Genomic DNA, 19736 nt, shown 5'->3' on the forward strand with positions numbered 1-19736 from the left:
TGGGGTGGGTTATCTTGGTAACCCACCCTGCCAACTTTATAATAATAATGAGGTGCTAACATGACGGCTGGAAAATGTGCATCGTTAAGAATTGTCATCGCTTTAGCTCTGGTTTTCTCCATGTGCCTGGCCAGTGCGGCATTTGCTGAGCCAGCTGCCCCAACTATACCTGCATTTCCTGCAATTTATGACGGGACGGTAAAAGCAGCCGATGGCACCGCCATCGTTTCAGGCACTGTTAAAGCATATATTAACAACGAGGTAAAGGGAGAAGTTGCTATTAAAAGTGGCGCTTACCAGGACCTTATAGTAACAGGTGAGCAAGATCAAATCGTAACCTTTAAGGTTGTCGTTAACGGTAATGAGTACACTGCCATAAGCGATCCTGCTCAGGTAAAGTTCGCAATTGGCGCTGTTAGCGGGGATAATTTCCCCATGGTTAACCTTACCGTAAATCTAACCGGTGCGTCACAGGTTTCCTTGAGCGCCCCCACAGCCAGTCCGGTACCCGGCAAGTATTCCGCCGGCGTTAAAGTAAGCTTTAAATCTGCTACTACCGGCGCAAAAATTTATTACACTACCGATGATACCAGTCCTGTAGATAGCCAGAGCAAAAAGGAGTATACTGCGCCTATCGCCGTGACAAGCACTACTATTTTCAAGGCTGTGGCCGAGAAAGATAATTTGTACAGCGCCGTTAAAACTTTTGCGTATAGCATCGGCGCCGGCGGTGCACCTAGCAGCGGTGGCAACAACCAGGATGCTTCTACAGAACCTGAAGAGCCTGGTAGCACCAACGAAGACACCAATCAGGAGCCCCCGGCAGATAATAATATCGATGTCTCTTTTACTGATTTAAACGGTCACTGGGCAGAAGCAACCATTAAAGCTTTGGCCGGCAAACAAATAATCACCGGTTACCCCGACAACACTTTTATGCCCGGCAAGAATATAACCAGAGCTGAATGTGCTGTTATACTGGCCAGGGCGTTAAACCTGAACGCAGAAAGTGAAACGGTTCTTGATACATTTAGCGATCAAGCAGGTATTCCACAATGGTCCAGGCAGGCACTGGCTGCAGCCGTAAACGACGGCTTGCTGAAAGGCTATCCGGCTCCGGGTGGCGGAGTGGCTGTAAATGCGCAAAATAACATCACCAGACAGGAACTGGCGGTTATTATGAGCCGTATCCTGAACCAGAAACTTGGTGTACAAGAAAAGGCAGAGCTAACCTTTGCCGATAATAGCGCAATTGCAGCCTGGGCGTCTGAAGATATCGCCATAGCAGTGGCCAATGGGATTGTTAAAGGGTATTCGGATAACACCTTTAAACCCGGTAACAATGTCACAAGGGCTGAGGTTGCAGCAATGGTTTCCCGTCTGTTGGACCTGCTTGAATAGTATCATTTAATAACCGATAATATTGTGCTTTATTAAGGAGGGAAATTCATTGTTGCACAAGGACAAGTGTTCCTTTAACAAGACTACGCGAGTGCTGGTATTTATGTTGGCCCTTGTGCTGTGCGCCTTTGGCGCCATGACTGCAATGGCCCAAACCGACACCACACCGCCAACTTTCGATTATTCAACTCCTGCCGACGGAGCCACCAAGGTGGATTTGGCACTGCAGGTGGTATGCTGTTACTTTAATGAAAATGAGATTTTAGATGCAGAAAAATGCAAACTTGATTTGATAACCTTCAAGGATTCATCCGGTGAAGATGTGGTTTTAGATGATGTTTACGGTAAAGACATTCAGCTTAACCAACTGGTTATAACGCCTAAAGCCTGGCTTAAAGCCGACACCACCTATATTATCAATATTCCCTACGGAGCGATTCAAGATCACGCCGGCAACCCGGCCGAGGCTGTAACCATTACATTTAGTACCGGTGAGGAAATAGATCTTCCCGATACAGTTCCTGCGGTTAAAACAGGAGCTGCCACTGCCATTACAGGAACTTCAGCTACACTAAACGGGACAATTGAAAATAATGGCGGTGCTCCGGTTACAGAATACGGTTTTATATGGACCGCAGACAATACTAACTGGCAAACTGTAGTTATAGACACAAATGATTATACCGGCCAATTTAGTTATGATATAACCGGCTTAACTGCTGGTGGCAGCTATTCTTACAAAGCTTTTGCCAGGAATTCTGAAGGTTCCGGTTACGGCGACCAGGTAACCTTCGCAACATCTAATCCACCATCCGGTGAAAACAAGTCTCCAACAGTTAAAACTAACGAAGCAGAGGTTAACGGAAATACGGCCGCATTAAACGGCAGTATTATCTCTAGCGGCGGTGCGGATATAGCTGAATATGGCTTTGAATACAGTTCCGATTTCAGCACCTGGACTAAACGTGTAGCGGGCACGAACAATCATATTGGAAGCTACAGCGCCGATTTAGGCGAATTGTCGGAAGGTACAACTTACTACTATAAATCATATGCGGTAAACTCTGTAGGAACCGGCTATGGCTATGTCAGTGCTTTTAGCACGGCAACCGATGCCGACACCGTGATTTCGGCGCCCATCGATGTTGCCGGTGAAGCCGGAAGTCTGGTGCAGGTACCCATTAAACTTAATAGCTTGGGTAATGTGGCAGGTTTACAATTTGATATTAAGTGCGATAACGGCTTACTCACCTATGAGTCTTTTGCAGCAGGTGATTTTACCCCAGCGGATGAATTTTCCACCAACCTTAATGAACTGGAAAATGGCGCTGTCAGGGTATTGATTTACAACCCGCAAAATGACGCCAATATTGAGCAGGGTGAAGGCAGTGTAGTGGTGCTATCTTTCCGGGTAGCCCAAGATGCTCAGCCCGGTGACAGCTGTGCGCTCAAACTGAGCGGATTTGAGGCGGTGGAAAGCGACGCCGGCATTATTGAGAATGTTGTCGCCATTGACGGTTTCTTCGCTGTACCGCAGCAGGATGTAGTTGATCTGCCCACCGTGCAGACCCTAGACGCTGCTAATATAACTAAAGTTTCGGCTACCATAAAAGGTATGGTAGAAGCAGCTGGCAGCAGCGCGGTTACTGAGTATGGCTTTGAGTGGACCACCGACCAGGCTAACTGGACTAAGGAAGTTCTGGGCGATAGTGAGCCCTACGGAGCATTCAGCAAAGACCTGAGCGGATTGACGGAAAACACTACTTATTACTTTAAGTCTTACGCCGTTAATGATTCAGGTACTGCGTATGGCGCTGTTAAAAGCTTTACTACCCTCGAGGCGCCAACCGTTGAGGAACCAACTGCTCCGGTAGTTGAAACCAAAGACGCCTCCAGTGTAGATAGAACATCAGCAGTGCTAAACGGCCGTGTTGTCGGCAATGGCGGTGCTGCCTTGAATGAATACGGTTTCCAGTGGAGTAAGGATCAGGCAGAGTGGACCACCGAGCTAGTGGGCACGGAAGATGTTTCGGGTAACTTTAGCTTTAAATTAAGTAATTTGCAGTCCGGCACTACGTATTATTTTAAAGCTTTCGCCGGCAACGAAATTGACCGCACTTATGGGGATACGCTGAACTTTAAAACTAAATCCTCCAGTAGCGGTGGCGGTGGTGGAGGCGGCAGCAGCTGCAGCAGGCCGGTAGTCAAAAAATATGACCCGGCTAAGGATGCTAAAAATGTAGCTGTAGACGCCAAAGTATCTGTTACCTTTGATATCAAGGTGGCCAAAGTGTCGAACGATGCACTGGACAAAATCACCATCGAAGATGCCGACGGCAATGAAGTAGGTGGTATTGATGTAACCATCGACGATGACATACTGACCATTGACCATGATGATTTTGCTTTAAACACTGAATATACGGTCACCATTCCAGAGGATACGGTAAGGTGCTCAAAATCAAACTCTTCTTCATATTACAACAAAGTAATTAGTTGGAAATTTAACACCATAACTGGTCAGGCCGATAATGAACCCGGCATTAACTGCACCTTTGTAGATGTGCCGAATAGTCACTGGGCCTATGATGTTATCACTGACCTTTGCCGGCAAGAGATCATTTCCGGCTACCCGGACGGCACATTTAAACCCGCTAATAATATCACCAGGGCTGAATTTGCCAAAATAATCGTTGAGGCGATGGAACTGGCCGAGGAGAAGCCGGTCGACCCGTCCTTCACCGATGTAAGTAGCAATGCCTGGTATTACGGGTATGTTGAAGCTGCGGCCAAAGCCGGATTGGTGAAAGGTTACAATAGCGGGCAGTTTATGCCCAACGCCCAGATTACCAGAGAGCAAATCGCGGCTATTTTAGTCAGAGCTTTGGATAAGGAAAGCACTGCGTTGGCCAATGCATCTGCAGCGACCGACTTCGCCGATGATCAGGCTATTGCAGCCTGGGCCAGGGGCTATGTAGTAACAGCCGTGGCCGAAGGGCTGGTAGGCGGTTACCCCGACAACACCTTCGGGCCGCAAAAGAATGCTACCAGGGCTGAAGCGTCTGCAATGATTTCGCGTTTCTTGGAGAAGTAAAGAATGCTGCGGCGCTGTTATATGGACAGCGCCGCAATATAAGAATTGAGGTGAAATATTAATATGGGAAGAAAATTTTGCATAGCCTTGTTAGCCATTGCCATGGTTATGTTTGTAGCTGGTGCAGCTTTTGCCGCCCCGGTGATGCCTGCAGTCTATGATGGCACTGCAGTATATAATGATGCCGGTAAAACTCCCGTAGAAGCCGGTTTGTTGCGAGCTTATATTGACGACGAACTGGTCAGTAAGGATATTGACCCTAATTCACATATTAAAGATGGTGCTTTTTCTAACTTCCTGGGAGATATTAATGATGACAAAGGAGATGCGGACTACACAAAAGTTGGTAAGCCTGTGGTCTTTAAAGTGGTCATCGGCGGCCAGGAATATGATGCAATTGCTTCTGAACCTGTAATCTATACAATTGGTGATGTAAGAAACATTGAATTAACTGTCCAAACTGTGCCCCAGCCAAAGGTTGTACCGGCACTGCAAACCTTAAGTGCAACGGATATAGCCACAACATCAGCTACATTAAACGGCAAGATCACCTCTAATGGTAACGCAGCTATCACTGAGTATGGTTTTAAATGGGGTACAAACGAATCCTCTTTAACTAACAAGTTAATAGTAGGGGAAAGTAATTTAACAGGATTGTTTAGCAAGAATTTAACAGGCTTGGCTGAAAACACAACCTATTATTACCAGGCTTACGCCACCAACAGTGAGGGGACGGGTACAGCATCGGAAATAGAGTCATTTAAAACCACAACTAATACCAACACTACTATCGAGGCCACTTTTGATCTGCCTGAACTGCAAGGATTGCCTGGAGACGTGATTGAAGTGCCTGTAACCCTGGACAGTACGGGCGGCATTGCCGGGGTTGAGTTGGTTATCAGCACTTGTGATGAACTGCTGACGTACCAGGATATAGATGAAGGTAGTTTAACAGATGGTTTCATGGTTGCTTATAATGAGCAAAATGGCAAATTAGTAATTGCCGACTTAGACGGCGCCACTATCCCCCAGGGTACCGGGACTATCGCTGTACTAAAGTTCAAAGTGAACGATGAAGTTCAGAACGGACAGAGTTGCGAACTCCAGTTTAGCGGTGTTGTGTTGAGTGACACAGATTCTAAGACTGTAGCTGCCGGTAATATAAATATTAATAATGGTTCTTTCGTAGTAATTACACGTATCATGGGTGATGTTAACGGCGATAAACTTATTAACGTATCCGATGTGATAAAAGCTGTAAACTTTGCCCTGGAGAAGGAAACCCCCACCGCGGAAGAGCGATATGCTTCCGACATAAATGGTGACGGCAGGATATCTGTGGCTGATGTGGTGGCCATAATTAATTTGGTCTTGCAAAAACAAGTTTAATTTTAAAGATTCAGGTTTGGATTTAGCTAGAGAAAGCCCTTTCTAGGGTCTTTCTCTAGCTATAATATTTTTTAAGGGGGTATTTCATTGTTAAATATTAAATTTAAGCACGGAGCTTTATTAATTTTATTGGTTTGTTAGTTCCAGGTCTTTCAGCTTGCTCATTCCAATTAAGCTCTGATAATTATAAAGTAATAGAAAATGGGGGATTTGAAGCTAATCGTTTTCTGATGTTGCTTTTGTGGCTATTAGAAATCAATAATTGGATAAAAGGGAGGATCGTGCAATTATTTGTTGAATTAGAAATCATTAGTTTAACGTTTTGAGTGTTTATATGGGAATGTTAATGAATGACAATGGAGTGTAACGTAATGACTGCCAAAAAGAAAAGGGTCAGTTCAGTAACAGTTAAACAAACTTTAGATAATAAAGATTATCTTGAATTTGGTATGCTGCATCAGATAGCTTTCTGGGGTCTGGCCTTATTGCTATTTCTCCCGCCTTACTTACGGGGGCTTTTCTTTGCACCGGAGCAGGAAAAAACGCTTATATTTGCCACCGTGGTATTTGGGTTGACCTTTCTATGGCGCTGGCTACAAAACGATCATATATTTTTACGTGGGCCGATGGATTACTTTGCTTTAGCCCTGCCATTGATTTACATAATATCCACCATTACTGCGGTGAACAAAGGGCTGGCCATAGATGAAGTAGTCAAGAACATTCTATATTTCCTGGTCTACTGGTCTGCTTCCCGGCTAGTGCGCAATCAAGGTGATGTATATAAACTGTTACACGTAATTTATCTAAGCGCCATTGGCGTGGCTCTGGCCGGGCTGGCTACGGCTACGGGGCTGATACATATTAAGGACGGGTATAATGTTGGCCAGTTTGGTGGTTTTATTTCGTCTACTTTCCAGTATCATAACGCGCTGGCCGCCTATTTGGGCGCAGTTATCTTTATCGGGTTCTACCTGTGGTATAAAAGTTTTAATGAGCATACCACATATGGGTTTGATAAATTAAAAGCATTATATTTCCTTTATCTAATTGGTAATTTCTTTCTTTTGACAGTACTGTTTGCCTCGAAGTCCAGGGCAGGTTTACTGGTTTTTGCCCTGGTGTTGGTCATCTACTTGCTTGGCCTGGGCAGCCAAAAGCGGCTTTATACATTACTTACCGCCGGAGGCCTGGGCGCTGTAGCATATCTGGCAAGCAAGCAGTTCATTGGTTCGGTACAGAACGGGAGTAACTGGCAGGCCTGGCTATGGATTGCCGGCGGTATAATACTTGCTGTTGCTATACAAATGTTCATATGTTTAATACGCAATTTAGCTACCAACAAATGGGGGGATAGCCCTAAACAATATTTGCTGGCCTTTGTCTCCCTGGCTGGGATGGCTCTGGCAGCTGGTGTCATATGGCTTGCAGTAAAACCTGGTTTGATTGAGAAGATAACCGGCTTTGATTTCCTCTGGACGGCCTACCACCGCTTCTACTACATGGGCAGCGCCATTGATATGATTAAAGAACGGCCTATTCTAGGCTGGGGCGGCGGGGGCTGGCAAGAAGCTTACGAAGCCTTTTTAAATTTCCGCTACACCACCCGGCAAGCGCACAGTTATTATTTTCAGGTGGCAGTGGAGACAGGACTTACCGGCATGGCAGTTGTATTAGGCCTGTGGATTTCCTATATAACTTTAACCTTCAGGCAATTAAGAGATAAATTAAACGATATGTCGCACAAGCAATTGATATGGCTGTTCCTGGTAATGTTTTTAATGATTGGCGGTCACGCTGTAGTTGATTTTGATTTATCATTATCAGCTATAACGATACTCTTATGGTGCATATTTGGTGTGACAAGCGCTCTGGCAACCCCTCTGGAAGATAGGTCGGAAGCTAAAGCACCAATACAACATAAGTCAATAAAATATTTACCGCCGGCGCTTGCTACTATATGTATGGTCGTAATATTTTCAGGAGCCGCTGTTCTGGTGCAGGCCAATAGCCTGGGCAACAAAGGATACCAATTCCTTAATGCAAACGATATAAATCGCGGGATTGAGTACGTGGGCAAGGCCTCTTTATACAACCCACATAACTCAAATTATCACCTGGTTCTATCCCAGGCTTATGCTAAGCAAGGCAACCTGGCTATTGCTTTAATAGAGGCCAAATTAGCGGTAAATAAAAGTATGTATTCAGTTGCAGCCAGAAACAACTATATTCAAATTGCTTTGACTGCCGGACAGAATAAGCAGGCGGCAAGAGAAAACGAATATATCTATAAACTTACGCCTAATAGTATAGAGGCTTATGAAGGTTATGCCACTAATTACTTAAATCTAGGTATTAGTGAGCTGCAATCAGGCAACCGGGAGGATGCTAAAGCATATCTAAATAAGGCTTTAAATGTAAGCCTGCTCATCAGCCAACAAGAGAAACAATTAACCGATATCGATAAAGATTTGTGGGAGGGGCCATTGCTGGCGGACACTGAACGAATTTACCTTGTTAAGGGGCAGGCCGCCTATTGCTTGGGCATGTTCTCCGATGCCCTCAATTACTTGCAGCAGGCAGCTCAAGGCGAAAACAGCGAGATAAAGGGGCAGGCTCTTTTATGGCAGGGATTAGTACAAGATAGAAAAGGCAACCAGGCAGAAGCTGATCAGTTGCTTAATCAGATAAATCAAGTAAATCCCCAGCTAATGCAAAATTATCAGGCATTAAAGAGCATCCCTGTTTTATAAATGCCAGCCAGGGCTGGCTGGCCAGCTTCTTTCAGGTTAGAAAGGGTTTGTGGTAAAAGTGGGCTATGATAACGGTTTAGGCGTTGTGGGAGGGGCATACCCCGGGGCGATACAAAGTGCTTCCGCAGATATACCGGTGGTCACCTATAATAAACGCCAATCCTTAGCAATTCCTTTATTGATCACGACTGACATTGCAGCTTTCTGCCTTAGTATAATAATGGCATATCTAATCCGCGTAGAATTATTTCCGGTGCTATTTAACAACCTGCCCCGAACCTCATGGGAGTTTGTATATGCGCTTTGGTGGTTACCTATTCTAGGGTGCATGTTTTTCATTTTTGAAAAAGCATATTCAAGGCGAGTCCCCTTTTGGCAAGAAGCCGGACAAATAGTCAAAACAACCACATTAGCTTTTTTAGTAGCTGTATGTTTTGTATTTTTAACCAAACAGGGTAATGAAAACTCAAGGGCTCTGGTAATGCTTGCGTGGATATTTAGCTTGTTTCTGTTACCTGCTATGCGTTATTTTAGTAAAAAACTGTTGTTTAAAGCACATATATGGGAAAGGCCGGTTATTATTCTAGGGGCAGGTGAAACTGGAAAACTCATACTTAATGCCTTTAATCGAGAAACCTTCATTGGTTATAAACCGATTGGTTTTTTAGATGACGATATCAAAAAGCAAAAGCATCCGCCGGAACTACCGTCAGGTGAAAAGGTTCCGGTGCTGGGAGGCTTTGACGATGCTGAAATCATTATTGAAAAGAGCGGAGTACATGATGTAATTGTGGCTGCTCCCGGACTAACTGGCAACAGGCTGGTGAATTTGGTTAACAAGCTTCAGCGCAAGACATATAACCTTCTTGTAATCCCCGACCTTTTTAATATGGCTATGGAGGGTGTGGAGGTTCAGCATTTATTCAACGAAAGAACCCTCGTTTTAAAACTAAAAAACAATTTGAATGACCGGTTTAACTTGATAACAAAGACGATATTTGATTTTATAGTCTCTTTAATACTTTTTTGCTTACTTACTCCACTCATGTTAATCCTGGCCATTGCTATTAAGATAGATTCAAGGGGTTCAATTTTTTTTAGTGATACTCGTATCGGTAAAGATGGTACAGAATTTAAATGTTACAAATTTAGGACAATGTACTCCAACGCTGATAAAATTTTAGAACAATACCTGGCAGTAAACCCCCACGCGCGGAAACAATGGGAGAAATATGCCAAGCTTAAGGATTATGATCCCCGTGTTACCAGAGTGGGTGCCTTTATAAGAAGATTTAGCCTTGACGAGCTGCCCCAGGTGCTAAATGTTATAAAGGGCGACATGAGCCTGGTTGGGCCACGTCCTTATTTACCACGAGAAAAGGAAAACATGCTGGGGCGGGAGGATATATTGATTACCAGACCCGGTATAACCGGACTCTGGCAGGTAAGCGGGCGGAATGATGTTGAATTTGCTGAACGCCTGCGGCTTGATGTATGGTATGTTAGAAACTGGTCGTTGTGGCTGGATATATCAATATTGATGCGAACTGTGGTCGTGGTCTTAAAAGGTAAGGGCGCATATTAGATTTGAGATTATTATGGGAAGGTATATTAATACTATATCCTATATAGGAGAATCATTTAATGAAAATTGCGCTGGTGCATGATTGGTTGACAAACTATGGAGGAGCGGAAAGGGTGATTGAGAGCTTTCACAGTGTTTTCCCCGCGGCACCGGTTTACACGATTTTTTATGACCAAAGCCGTCTACCTGACAGTTTTAAGTATATGGATATCAGAACTTCTTTTTTGCAAAAGATTCCCTTCGGGCGCAAAAAACACCAGTTTTTTTTACAATTTATGCCCCTGGCAGTTGAGCAATTCAATTTATCTGAATATGACCTGGTACTCAGTTCATCTTCCAGTTGCGCCAAAGGTATCATCACCGGTACAGGTACTTGTCATATTTGTTATTGTAATACCCCAATGCGGTATGCTTGGGACTTTTATCATGAATACATAGGTAAAAAGGGACTACTGATGCGTAGTTATATTGCCTGGCAGATGAAACAGATCAGACAATGGGATCGTATTAGCGCAGACCGGGTGGATTATTATATTGCTAATTCCCACCACGTTGCCGGGAGGATTAAAAAACATTACAGACATGATTCCAACGTCATTTATCCACCGGTGGATACGGATTTTTACCATCCAAATGGCGATAAAAGAAATTTTTTTTTATGTGGCGGGAGGCTGGTAGGATATAAAAGAACAGATTTAGCAGTTGCAGCTTTCTCGCGTCTGCAGCTTCCCCTTTGGGTTATCGGTGATGGTGAGGAATATAAAAACTTGAAAAAGATAGCAGGTCCTTGTGTCAAATTTTTAGGGAAGGTTAATGATTCAGAATTACGCAGCTTGTATCAGCAATGCCGGGCTTTTATTTTCCCAGGTGAAGAAGATTTCGGAATTATGCCTGTGGAAGCTCAGGCATGCGGTCGCCCGGTAATTGCTTTTGGCAGGGGCGGAGCCCTTGAGACGGTGATAGATGGACAAACGGGTATGTTTTTTACGGAGCAGTCAGTTGATTCTTTGATGATTGCTGTTAACAGGTTTATTAACTCTGAATCCAATTACATTCAGGAAACGATTGCCGACTTTGCCAAACGTTTTGGTAAAGCACGATTTGAATTGGAAATAAATGATTTTGTAACATCTAAGTACAATGAATATAAAAGCAATCTTTAAGGTGGCATTAAAACATAATGAAAAATATGCTTATAGCCTTATGGCAATACCGCCACTTTATTAAGTCATCTATACGTGGAGAACTTAAGGCTCGTGTTGCGCGTTCGCGTTTGGGTACCCTTTGGTTTGTTCTGCATCCTTTGGCACAAGCAACCATTTTTGCATTGGTTTTAGCTGAAGTGCTTGGAGCTAAGTTGCCTAACATTGAGAACAAGGCTGCCTATCCTATCTACCTAATGTCCGGTATGGCGGCTTGGGGGCTATTTAGTGATATATTAAACCGCTGCTTGAATATTTTTGTCGAGTATAGTAGCACACTTAAAAAAATTTCTTTCCCCCGCCTGTGCTTGCCTATGATTGTTTGGGGCAGTGCTTTAATCAACCATATATTACTTCTGCTGGCAATCGTTGTAGTGTTTTTATTTTTTGGTCACACTCCCAGAGTAACCTGGTTTGTCATTCCGCTGGGTATATTGCTTATTTCCTTATTTGCCTTTGGCATGGGGGTTATGCTTGGCATATTTAATGTCTTTACCAGGGATGTTGGGCAGGTTATAGGTGTGGTTATGCAAATATGGTTTTGGCTGACTCCTATAGTATATCCATATGAGATTATCCCGCAAAACTTGCGTTGGCTTGCCGAAATCAACCTGATGGTTCCGCTGGTTCGAATTTATCAAGATGCCTTGCTTTACAATCAATGGCCTGATTTTACTACGCTGTGGCTGCCGGCTGTTGTTGCCATGTCGCTGTTCATGTTCTCATTTGTGCTGTTTCGCAAGGCTGGCCCGGAACTGGTGGATGTCTTATGAGTAATATTGTTCTTGATGTACAAAACGTGGGTAAATCCTTTGTTTCTTATCGTTCCAACCTGTCGCGTTTCCTAAGGTGGTTTGGACTTCCCGTCCGCCCCGTGCATGAATACTGGGCGGTAAGGGATATCTCTTTTACCTTACATGCTGGCGAGGCACTGGCACTTATCGGACAAAATGGGGCAGGCAAGAGTACCTTACTTAAGTTAATTACCGGTACATTGCGCAACACTGTCGGCAATATTGCAGTAAATGGACGTATCAGCGCGATTCTTGAACTGGGTCTGGGTTTTAATCCGGAATTCACCGGCAGGCAGAATGTCTATCTTTCCTGTGGTCTTTTGGGCTTATCCAACCGTCAAATTGATGAGATAATTCCGGCCATTGAAGACTTTTCCGAACTTAGTGAATTCTTTGATCAACCGCTTCGCGTTTACTCCAGTGGTATGCAGGCACGTCTAGCCTTTTCTGTGGCGACGGCCGTGCGCCCGGACGTGCTGATCGTGGACGAAATACTTTCAGTGGGAGATAGTTACTTTCAACATAAAAGCTTTGACAAAATAAGACAATTTAAACAGCAAGGCACTACTATTCTATTTGTGACTCACAGTATGAGTGATGTAAGGGCATTGTGTGACCGTGTCATTTTGCTTGACAATGGTAAAGTTCTTAAAGATGGTCCGCCGGACGAAGTTGTGGATTACTACAACGCGTTAATCGCGGATAAAGAAAACGCCAAGCTGAGCGTACAGCAAAGGCGGCAGCAAGATGGTTGGTTACTTACCCGTTCAGGTAATTTTCAAGCAGCTTTAAAAAGTCTGATATTGATGGACGAAGCCACTCAGGAGTCTGTTGAAACAGTCAGAGTTGGGCAAAGGCTAGTACTGAAACTCACTGCTGTAATTAACGATAACATTCCCCGTTTAGTATTGGGTTATATGCTTAGGGACCGAACAGGCCATGTTGTCTGGGGCACAAATACATGGCACACCCGGCAGGTAGTCAATAATCTCAAGACGGGGGATGAAGTAGAATTTTTTTTGCGTTTTACTTGCACTCTGGGCCCGGGATCATATTCATTTTCTCCCGCTCTTGTTAGTTCAGATACCCATCTTGAGGACAACTACGAATGGGTTGATAATGCCCTTGTATTTGATGTCATAAACACAGACAAAAACTTCTTCATAGGTACAAGCTGGCTTGACGCTGTTTTTCAAATCAGCCGGAGGTAAAGGATATGTTTGTTTCATATGCGCAAAATTTTGAAGATGTTATGCTTTGGCGTGCTCTTAAACATGTAGAAAATGGTTTTTATATTGATATTGGTGCTCAAGACCCTGTGGTTGACTCGGTGAGCCTTGCATTTTACGAGCAGGGCTGGCGTGGTGTTCATGTAGAGCCGTCAATTTATTACGCGGATAGACTTCGCATTGCACGTCCTGATGAAACTGTTATTCAGTCAGCCATAGGAAGCAGGAGCGGGGTGCTCAGTTTTTATGAAATTGATGCTACGGGTTTAAGCACCGGTGATGCACGGATTGCCGAAAAACACCGGGCTGCCGGTTTTACCGTTAAGGAAACAACAGTATCTTGCCTGACTCTGTCAGATATTCTAGAGCGCTACCAGGAACGCGAGGTTCATTGGCTGAAAATTGATGTGGAGGGTATGGAAACTCAAGTAATCCAAGGCTGGCTGCCCTCAGAGGTTAGGCCATGGGTAGTTGTTGTTGAAAGTACCTATCCTTTGAACCAGGTAGAAACTCATGAAGAATGGGAACCACTGCTTACTAAACTCGGTTACGAATTCGTTTATTTTGACGGGCTGAACAGGTTTTATGTTTCAAAAGCCCATAATGAGCTAAAGGAACGCTTTAAAAGCCCACCTAATTTTTTTGATAATTTTGCTTTGAGCGGCACAAGCGGCGTTTTTTGCGAATTACTAAACAATAAACTAACGCAGAGCGAGCAAGAATTTTATAACCAAGTAGAACGTGGTCGGGAAGAAAACCAGCGTTTAATGGACACCTTGGCCGAACGGGAGCGGGAGATCAATGAACTGCAGGCTTACGTTGAACAGCTTAACAATGACTGGAAAGTGGCCAAGGGAGACCTGGATGATGCAAATAAGCGCAATAACGAGCTGCATGCTCACGTTGAACAGCTAAACAATGAATTGAACGTGGCCAAGGAAGACCTAGATGCTGTAAATAAACGCGTTAACGAGCTGGAAGTTAGTCATACGCAACAAAAAACGATGGCGGAAGAGGTCAATCGTGAACTGCAGGCGGTATATGCTAGCTGGTCCTGGCGCCTAACTAAGCCATTGCGGTTGATGAACAAGTATATTAAAAGGCTCCCCGGGGTCATTAAAGCCTTGCTGTTATATGCAGCCGGTTTAACAATGCGTATTGCCCGGTGGTTTTTTGAAATTGCTCTAAGCTATGTACGACGACACCCCAAGCAGAAAGAGTTTATAAAAAAACATTTGTCTCGCTGGCCACTTCTTCAGGTCCGTTTATATAATTTCGCGTCAGTACGGCATGATCAAGCTTCAAAGCTAGTGTGCCTGACTTCCGCTGCTCCAGAAGGTAGCCCTGACCTGAGCGGTTGCCCGGCATCGGTTAGGAGTACCTACCTGCAGCTTTGGGAAGCCCGTGCCCATGCAGCTAAAAGCTGGGAAAAGGAGGGGCGTCCGTGAGAATAGTGCTGGATTTACAAGGTGCACAAACCACAGGTAGTCGTCACCGTGGAATTGGCCGATACTCTCTTGCACTGGCACAAGCCATGACACGCCTAGCTGTAGGACATGAGATCATCCTAACCTTAAACGGCAGTTTTTCCGATACTATCGAGCCCATCCGGGCGGTCTTTGACGGTTTGGTTTCTCAAGAAAATATCCGGGTATGGCAGGCGCCAGGTCCGGTAAGTGAAATAGAGACCGCGAATACCTGGCGGCGCCAGGCGGCTGAGCGTCTGCGGGAAGCCTTTTTGGCCAACCTTAAGCCGGATGTGGTTTTGGTCTCCAGCTTATTTGAAGGTCTGGGAGATGATGCAGTTACTAGCATTGGTGTTTTTGACAATACATTGCCTACCGCACTCACCCTATATGATTTGATTCCCCTGATTCACCGGGAACATTATTTGCAAAATCCGGCGGTGGAGGCATGGTACCAGCACAAGCTGGGTCATTTGCGCCGGGCGCATCTGTGGCTGGCCATATCTGAGTCGTCAAGGCGGGAAGGAATTGAGTATCTAGGTTTACCTGAGGAATGGGTGGTCAACATTTCCACTGCAGCTGATGCTTGCTTCCGGCCGGTTGAACTGTCGAACACTAAGGTTGAAGAACTGCGCAGGTGTTATGGATTGGCGAAGCCCTTTATCATGTATACTGGTGGTATTGATTATCGTAAAAATATTGAAGGTTTAATCCGAGCATATGCTAAGCTACCGCAAACTTTAAGGCAGGCTTATCAACTGGCCATTGTTTGCTCCATACAGCCTGGGGATAAACAAGCCTATGAATGTCTTGCTGCCTCCCAGGGGGTGGGCGCCGGTGAAATCGTTTTTACTGGTTTTGTGCCAGATGAAGAGCTACTCGCCCTCTACAACCTCTGCCGGGCCTTTGTTTTCCCTTCCTGGCACGAAGGCTTCGGCCTACCCGTCTTGGAGGCTATGGCCTGTGGGGCGGCCGTAATCGGTGCCAACACTTCCAGTATACCGGAAGTGATTGGCCGGGCGGATGCTTTGTTTGACCCTTTCGATGACGCTGACATATCTGCTAGGCTTGCTAAGGTACTAACGGACGAATCTTTTAATGCCGAACTTCGGCGACACGGTCTTGAACAGGCCAAAAAGTTTTCCTGGGAGAACAGTGCCCGAAGTGCCCTGGATGCTTTAGCCCGTTTACATAAAGCCCAGGAAAAATTGGACGGGTTAAAAAAATATTATCTGGTTAATAACAGACCGCGTATGGCTTATGTTTCCCCCTTGCCACCGGAAAAGAGCGGAATTGCCGACTACAGTGCTGAGTTGTTACCCGAACTTGCACGCTACTATGAGATTGATGTTGTTATCAATCAGCTGGAAGTTTCTGACCCCTGGGTAAAGGCCAACTGTCAATTGCGTAGCGTCGATTGGTTCAACGCGAATGCCGGCAGGTATGACCGGGTGATTTACCATTTCGGCAACTCACCTTTTCACGAGCACATGTTCGGGTTGTTGGAGCAACACCCTGGTGTAGTGGTGTTACACGATTTCTTCTTGGGCAATGTTATCTCCCAAATGGATAATGTTAGTTTCGATAAGTATATTTGGGCGCGGGCGCTCTATTTCTCTCACGGCTATTATGCTATTCATGACCGTTTTCAGTCGAATGCCATAGCGAATTTGGCCTTGAAATATCCCTGCAATCTGAGCGTTTGGCAACAGGCTAGAGGTGTTATTGTCCATTCCGATTTTTGCCGCCGCCTGGCGGTTCGGTGGTATGGAACAAAGATAGCGCAGGAGTGTCAAATAATACCCCTACTAAGGGTACCGGCGCGAGCATTAAATCGCGATGATGCCAGGCAGACGCTAGGGTTTGGGGAGTCTGACTTTGTGGTCTGCAGTTTCGGCCTGTTAGGGCCTACCAAGCTGAACCATCGATTGCTTGAGGTTTGGCTGGCTACCCCCATGGTTAAAGACAAAACTTGCCGACTGGTCTTTGTAGGGGAAAATCATGGTGGTGAATACGGAGCTGAGTTGCTTGAGGCCATTCGCAAAAGCGGTTTCGCTGATCGCATTAGTATCACCGGCTTCGCGCCTGCTGAGCAGTATCAACACTATCTGGCGGCGGCGGATGTAGCAGTGCAGTTGCGTACACTTTCTCGAGGAGAAACATCTGCAGCAGTTCTGGACTGTATGAATTATGGTCTGCCAACCGTAGTGAATGCTCACGGTTCATTGGCAGAACTTCCATCCGACTGTGTTGTCATGCTGCCTGATGAATTTACGGACCAACAGTTAGCACAGGCTTTGGAGACATTATGGCGTGAACCTCAACAACGTCAGACATTAGGCGAGAGGTCTTGCACCTATATCCATGCCCATCACGCTCCACGCCAGATGGCCGATAGTTATGCTAGTTCCATAGAGAGCTTTTATAACGGTCCAGCGGTAATTCGTTACCGTCTGATAGAGTCCCTTGCCGCCTTGGAGGGTGCCCCAAGTGAGGAATGCCAGTGGTTCGATCTGGCTCAGGCAGTGGCGGAAAATTTGTCGTTGTCTCAACCGCAACGACAGCTACTTGTGGATGTATCAATTTTGGTAACGCATGATGCTAAGAGTGGAGTCCAGCGGGTAGTACGCAGTATATTAACGGAATTGTTGGAGCACCCTCCGGATGGTTTCCGAGTTGAGCCCGTTTATGCGACAACTGAAGTTCCTTATCATTATGCTCGCCGTTTCACCCTGAAATTTTTGGCTTGTCCTGATGATATGCTCTTTGATGAACCAGTTGAGCTCTACCCTGGTGATATTTTTTTGGGACTCGACCTGACTTCAGGGATTATTCCTCAGCATACAGATTTTTTAGATAAAGTGCGTAGTCTGAGTGGATACGTATTTTTCATTGTATATGACCTTTTACCTGTTTTCTACCCGTACCATTTCCCTGCCTTAGTTAGTGATTTACACGTAAAGTGGTTGAACACAATTGCTCAGGGCGACGGTGCCCTGTGTATTTCCCGTGCGGTAGCGGATGAGCTGAACTCCTGGCTGGACAGTTCTCAGCTGCAGCGCCACCGTCCCTTTAAAATTGGATGGTTCCACCTGGGAGCCGACATTGAAGCTAGCCTGCCTACCACAGGATTGCCCGAGGGGTTTAAGGCCCATCTTGCTTTACTGCAAAATCAGCCCAGTGTTCTGATGGTGGGCACTGTTGAGCCGCGCAAGGGGCATTCTCAGGCCCTGGCAGCCTTTGAACTTTTGTGGGCGCAGGGCGTTGAGGCAAACCTGGTGATTGTAGGTAAGCAGGGATGGAAGGTTGAAGGATTGGTTGAACGGTTGCAAAGCCACCCGGAGTCAGGCAAACGCCTTTTCTGGCATCCGGGCATCAGTGACGAAGGGTTACTTAAACTCTATGAAAAGGCAACTGGCGTGCTGATAGCTTCAGAAGGTGAGGGTTTTGGACTGCCTTTGATCGAGGCTGCCCGGCATTGTCGACCTATTCTAGCCCGGGATATTCCTGTGTTCCGGGAGGTAGCAGGGGATTACGCCAGTTATTTTTTCGGCACTACACCGGAAGCATTGGCAGAAGCTTTAAAAGAATGGTTGGCTGCCCTGCAAGCGGGAACCGCCCCTGCCTCAGAGGGTATGCACTGGCAGACTTGGGCGGAAAGTACCCAACAAATAGTTGAATTGTTAACAGATTCAAACCATCCTAATTGGATATATCACTGGTTACCCCGTTCCAAAGTAAATGTGCCAACAAATAAAGTATAGGAGAGAGAAAAGAAACATGAAGACAGCGATAATCACCGGCATTACCGGTCAAGATGGTGCTTACTTGGCTGAGCTGCTGCTGGGAAAAGGATATATAGTTTATGGCACCTATCGCCGGACAAGTTCGGTAAATTTTTGGCGTATTGAAGAACTAGGCATAGCAAAACATCCAAATCTTAATCTAGTCGAGTACGATCTCACAGATTTGAGCTCAGCCATCCGTTTATTACAAAAAACAGAAGCTGCTGAAGTATATAACCTGGCGGCGCAAAGTTTTGTGGCCTTATCTTTCGACCAGCCAATCACTACTGCGGAGATTACCGGTCTTGGAGTGCTGAACTTACTGGAGGCTATTCGCATTGTTAACCCGCGGATTCGTTTCTACCAGGCTTCTACCTCAGAAATGTTTGGTAAAGTTCAATCGATTCCGCAAAATGAGGAAACGCCATTTTACCCGCGTAGCCCATATGGTGTTGCCAAACTCTTTGCTCATTGGAGTGCAATAAACTATCGTGAAAGTTATGATATTTTTGCTTGCAACGGCATTTTGTTTAACCATGAATCACCCCTGCGTGGCCTTGAGTTTGTGACACGCAAAATAACTGACGCGGCAGCTAAGATAAAGCTAGGCCAACTGGATTGCCTGGAACTGGGAAACCTCGATGCCAAACGTGATTGGGGTTATGCTAAGGAATATGTGCAGGGTATGTGGCTTATGTTGCAGGCATCTCAACCGGACACTTATGTGCTGGCTACTAACCGGACAGCAACGGTAAGGGATTTTGTGCGCATGGCTTTTCGGGCAGTTGGCATTGAGCTGACCTTCCATGGGGAAGGAATAGAAGAAACAGCCATAGACACAGCTAGCGGTAAAACGCTTGTGCGTGTTAATCCTGAGTTTTACCGTCCGGCCGAGGTCGACATACTGCTTGGTGATCCCTCTAAAGCCAAACGTCAGCTTGGTTGGGAGTCTAGAACCTCTTTGGAGGAGCTCTGCCGAATGATGGTAGAGGCAGACCTGCGCCGCAACGAAAGGGGGTACTCTTTCTGAGTATTGAC

Annotated in this window: 11 protein-coding genes; all 11 read left to right on the forward strand. The window is 45.6% G+C overall.

Translation table 11 applies throughout. From position 1 onward, the window contains the following. The first annotated feature begins 60 nt into the window (after nt 1-60). The 11 genes from SPSYN_RS03880 to gmd all read left to right on the forward strand — a co-directional run bounded on the left by SPSYN_RS03880 (nt 61) and on the right by gmd (nt 19728). Nucleotides 61-1401: an S-layer homology domain-containing protein gene (locus SPSYN_RS03880; RefSeq protein WP_161821187.1), complete on the forward strand. Its 1341-nt coding sequence runs from the start codon at nt 61-63 to the stop codon at nt 1399-1401. Between the two features lie 49 nt (nt 1402-1450). Continuing rightward, a complete protein-coding gene (locus SPSYN_RS03885; protein WP_161821188.1) occupies nt 1451-4495 on the forward strand; it encodes an S-layer homology domain-containing protein in 3045 nt (1014 codons plus the stop codon). A gap of 63 nt (nt 4496-4558) precedes the next feature. After that, the gene (locus SPSYN_RS03890; RefSeq protein WP_161821189.1) at nt 4559-5884 is read left to right on the forward strand and encodes a dockerin type I domain-containing protein; all 1326 of its coding nucleotides are present in this window, start codon (nt 4559-4561) and stop codon (nt 5882-5884) included. A gap of 371 nt (nt 5885-6255) precedes the next feature. Continuing rightward, on the forward strand, nt 6256-8637 hold the full coding sequence (locus tag SPSYN_RS03895) for an O-antigen ligase family protein (RefSeq protein ID WP_161821190.1): 2382 nt from the start codon (nt 6256-6258) through the stop codon (nt 8635-8637). Nucleotides 8638-8695: 58 nt separating this feature from the next. Further along, nucleotides 8696-10222, forward strand: a complete 1527-nt coding sequence (gene wbaP / locus SPSYN_RS03900; protein ID WP_243152897.1) for an undecaprenyl-phosphate galactose phosphotransferase WbaP — start codon at nt 8696-8698, stop codon at nt 10220-10222. 59 nt (nt 10223-10281) lie between these two features. Continuing rightward, the gene (locus SPSYN_RS03905) at nt 10282-11385 is read left to right on the forward strand and encodes a glycosyltransferase (protein ID WP_161821191.1); all 1104 of its coding nucleotides are present in this window, start codon (nt 10282-10284) and stop codon (nt 11383-11385) included. A 17-nt stretch (nt 11386-11402) separates the two neighbouring features. Beyond that, entirely contained in the window at nt 11403-12197 is a 795-nt protein-coding gene (locus SPSYN_RS03910; RefSeq protein WP_202623718.1) for an ABC transporter permease, read from the forward strand. Beyond that, a complete protein-coding gene (locus SPSYN_RS03915) occupies nt 12194-13429 on the forward strand; it encodes an ABC transporter ATP-binding protein (protein ID WP_161821192.1) in 1236 nt (411 codons plus the stop codon). The genes SPSYN_RS03910 and SPSYN_RS03915 overlap by 4 nt, the downstream gene beginning before the upstream one ends. Nucleotides 13430-13434: 5 nt before the next feature. After that, nucleotides 13435-14895: an FkbM family methyltransferase gene (locus SPSYN_RS03920; protein WP_161821193.1), complete on the forward strand. Its 1461-nt coding sequence runs from the start codon at nt 13435-13437 to the stop codon at nt 14893-14895. Beyond that, nucleotides 14892-18677 (forward strand): glycosyltransferase, encoded by a 3786-nt coding sequence (locus tag SPSYN_RS03925; protein ID WP_161821194.1) that lies wholly within the window; start codon nt 14892-14894, stop codon nt 18675-18677. The genes SPSYN_RS03920 and SPSYN_RS03925 overlap by 4 nt, the downstream gene beginning before the upstream one ends. A gap of 16 nt (nt 18678-18693) precedes the next feature. Further along, on the forward strand, nt 18694-19728 hold the full coding sequence (gene gmd / locus SPSYN_RS03930; RefSeq protein WP_161821195.1) for a GDP-mannose 4,6-dehydratase: 1035 nt from the start codon (nt 18694-18696) through the stop codon (nt 19726-19728). The last annotated feature ends 8 nt before the right edge of the window (nt 19729-19736 follow it).

The sequence above is a fragment of the Sporotomaculum syntrophicum genome, from assembly GCF_009932395.1.
In the GTDB taxonomy this organism is placed as follows: domain Bacteria; phylum Bacillota; class Desulfotomaculia; order Desulfotomaculales; family Desulfallaceae; genus Sporotomaculum; species Sporotomaculum syntrophicum.

What these genes read in the sequence shown, in the direction of transcription:
- SPSYN_RS03880 (WP_161821187.1), top strand. Translation starts at nt 61, where the DNA reads ATGACGGCTGGAAAATGTGCATCGTTAAGAATTGTCATCGCTTTAGCT.
- SPSYN_RS03890 (WP_161821189.1), top strand. Translation starts at nt 4,559, where the DNA reads ATGGGAAGAAAATTTTGCATAGCCTTGTTAGCCATTGCCATGGTTATG.
- SPSYN_RS03895 (WP_161821190.1), top strand. Translation starts at nt 6,256, where the DNA reads ATGACTGCCAAAAAGAAAAGGGTCAGTTCAGTAACAGTTAAACAAACT.
- SPSYN_RS03905 (WP_161821191.1), top strand. Translation starts at nt 10,282, where the DNA reads ATGAAAATTGCGCTGGTGCATGATTGGTTGACAAACTATGGAGGAGCG.
- SPSYN_RS03910 (WP_202623718.1), top strand. Translation starts at nt 11,403, where the DNA reads ATGAAAAATATGCTTATAGCCTTATGGCAATACCGCCACTTTATTAAG.
- SPSYN_RS03915 (WP_161821192.1), top strand. Translation starts at nt 12,194, where the DNA reads ATGAGTAATATTGTTCTTGATGTACAAAACGTGGGTAAATCCTTTGTT.
- SPSYN_RS03920 (WP_161821193.1), top strand. Translation starts at nt 13,435, where the DNA reads ATGTTTGTTTCATATGCGCAAAATTTTGAAGATGTTATGCTTTGGCGT.
- gmd (WP_161821195.1), top strand. Translation starts at nt 18,694, where the DNA reads ATGAAGACAGCGATAATCACCGGCATTACCGGTCAAGATGGTGCTTAC.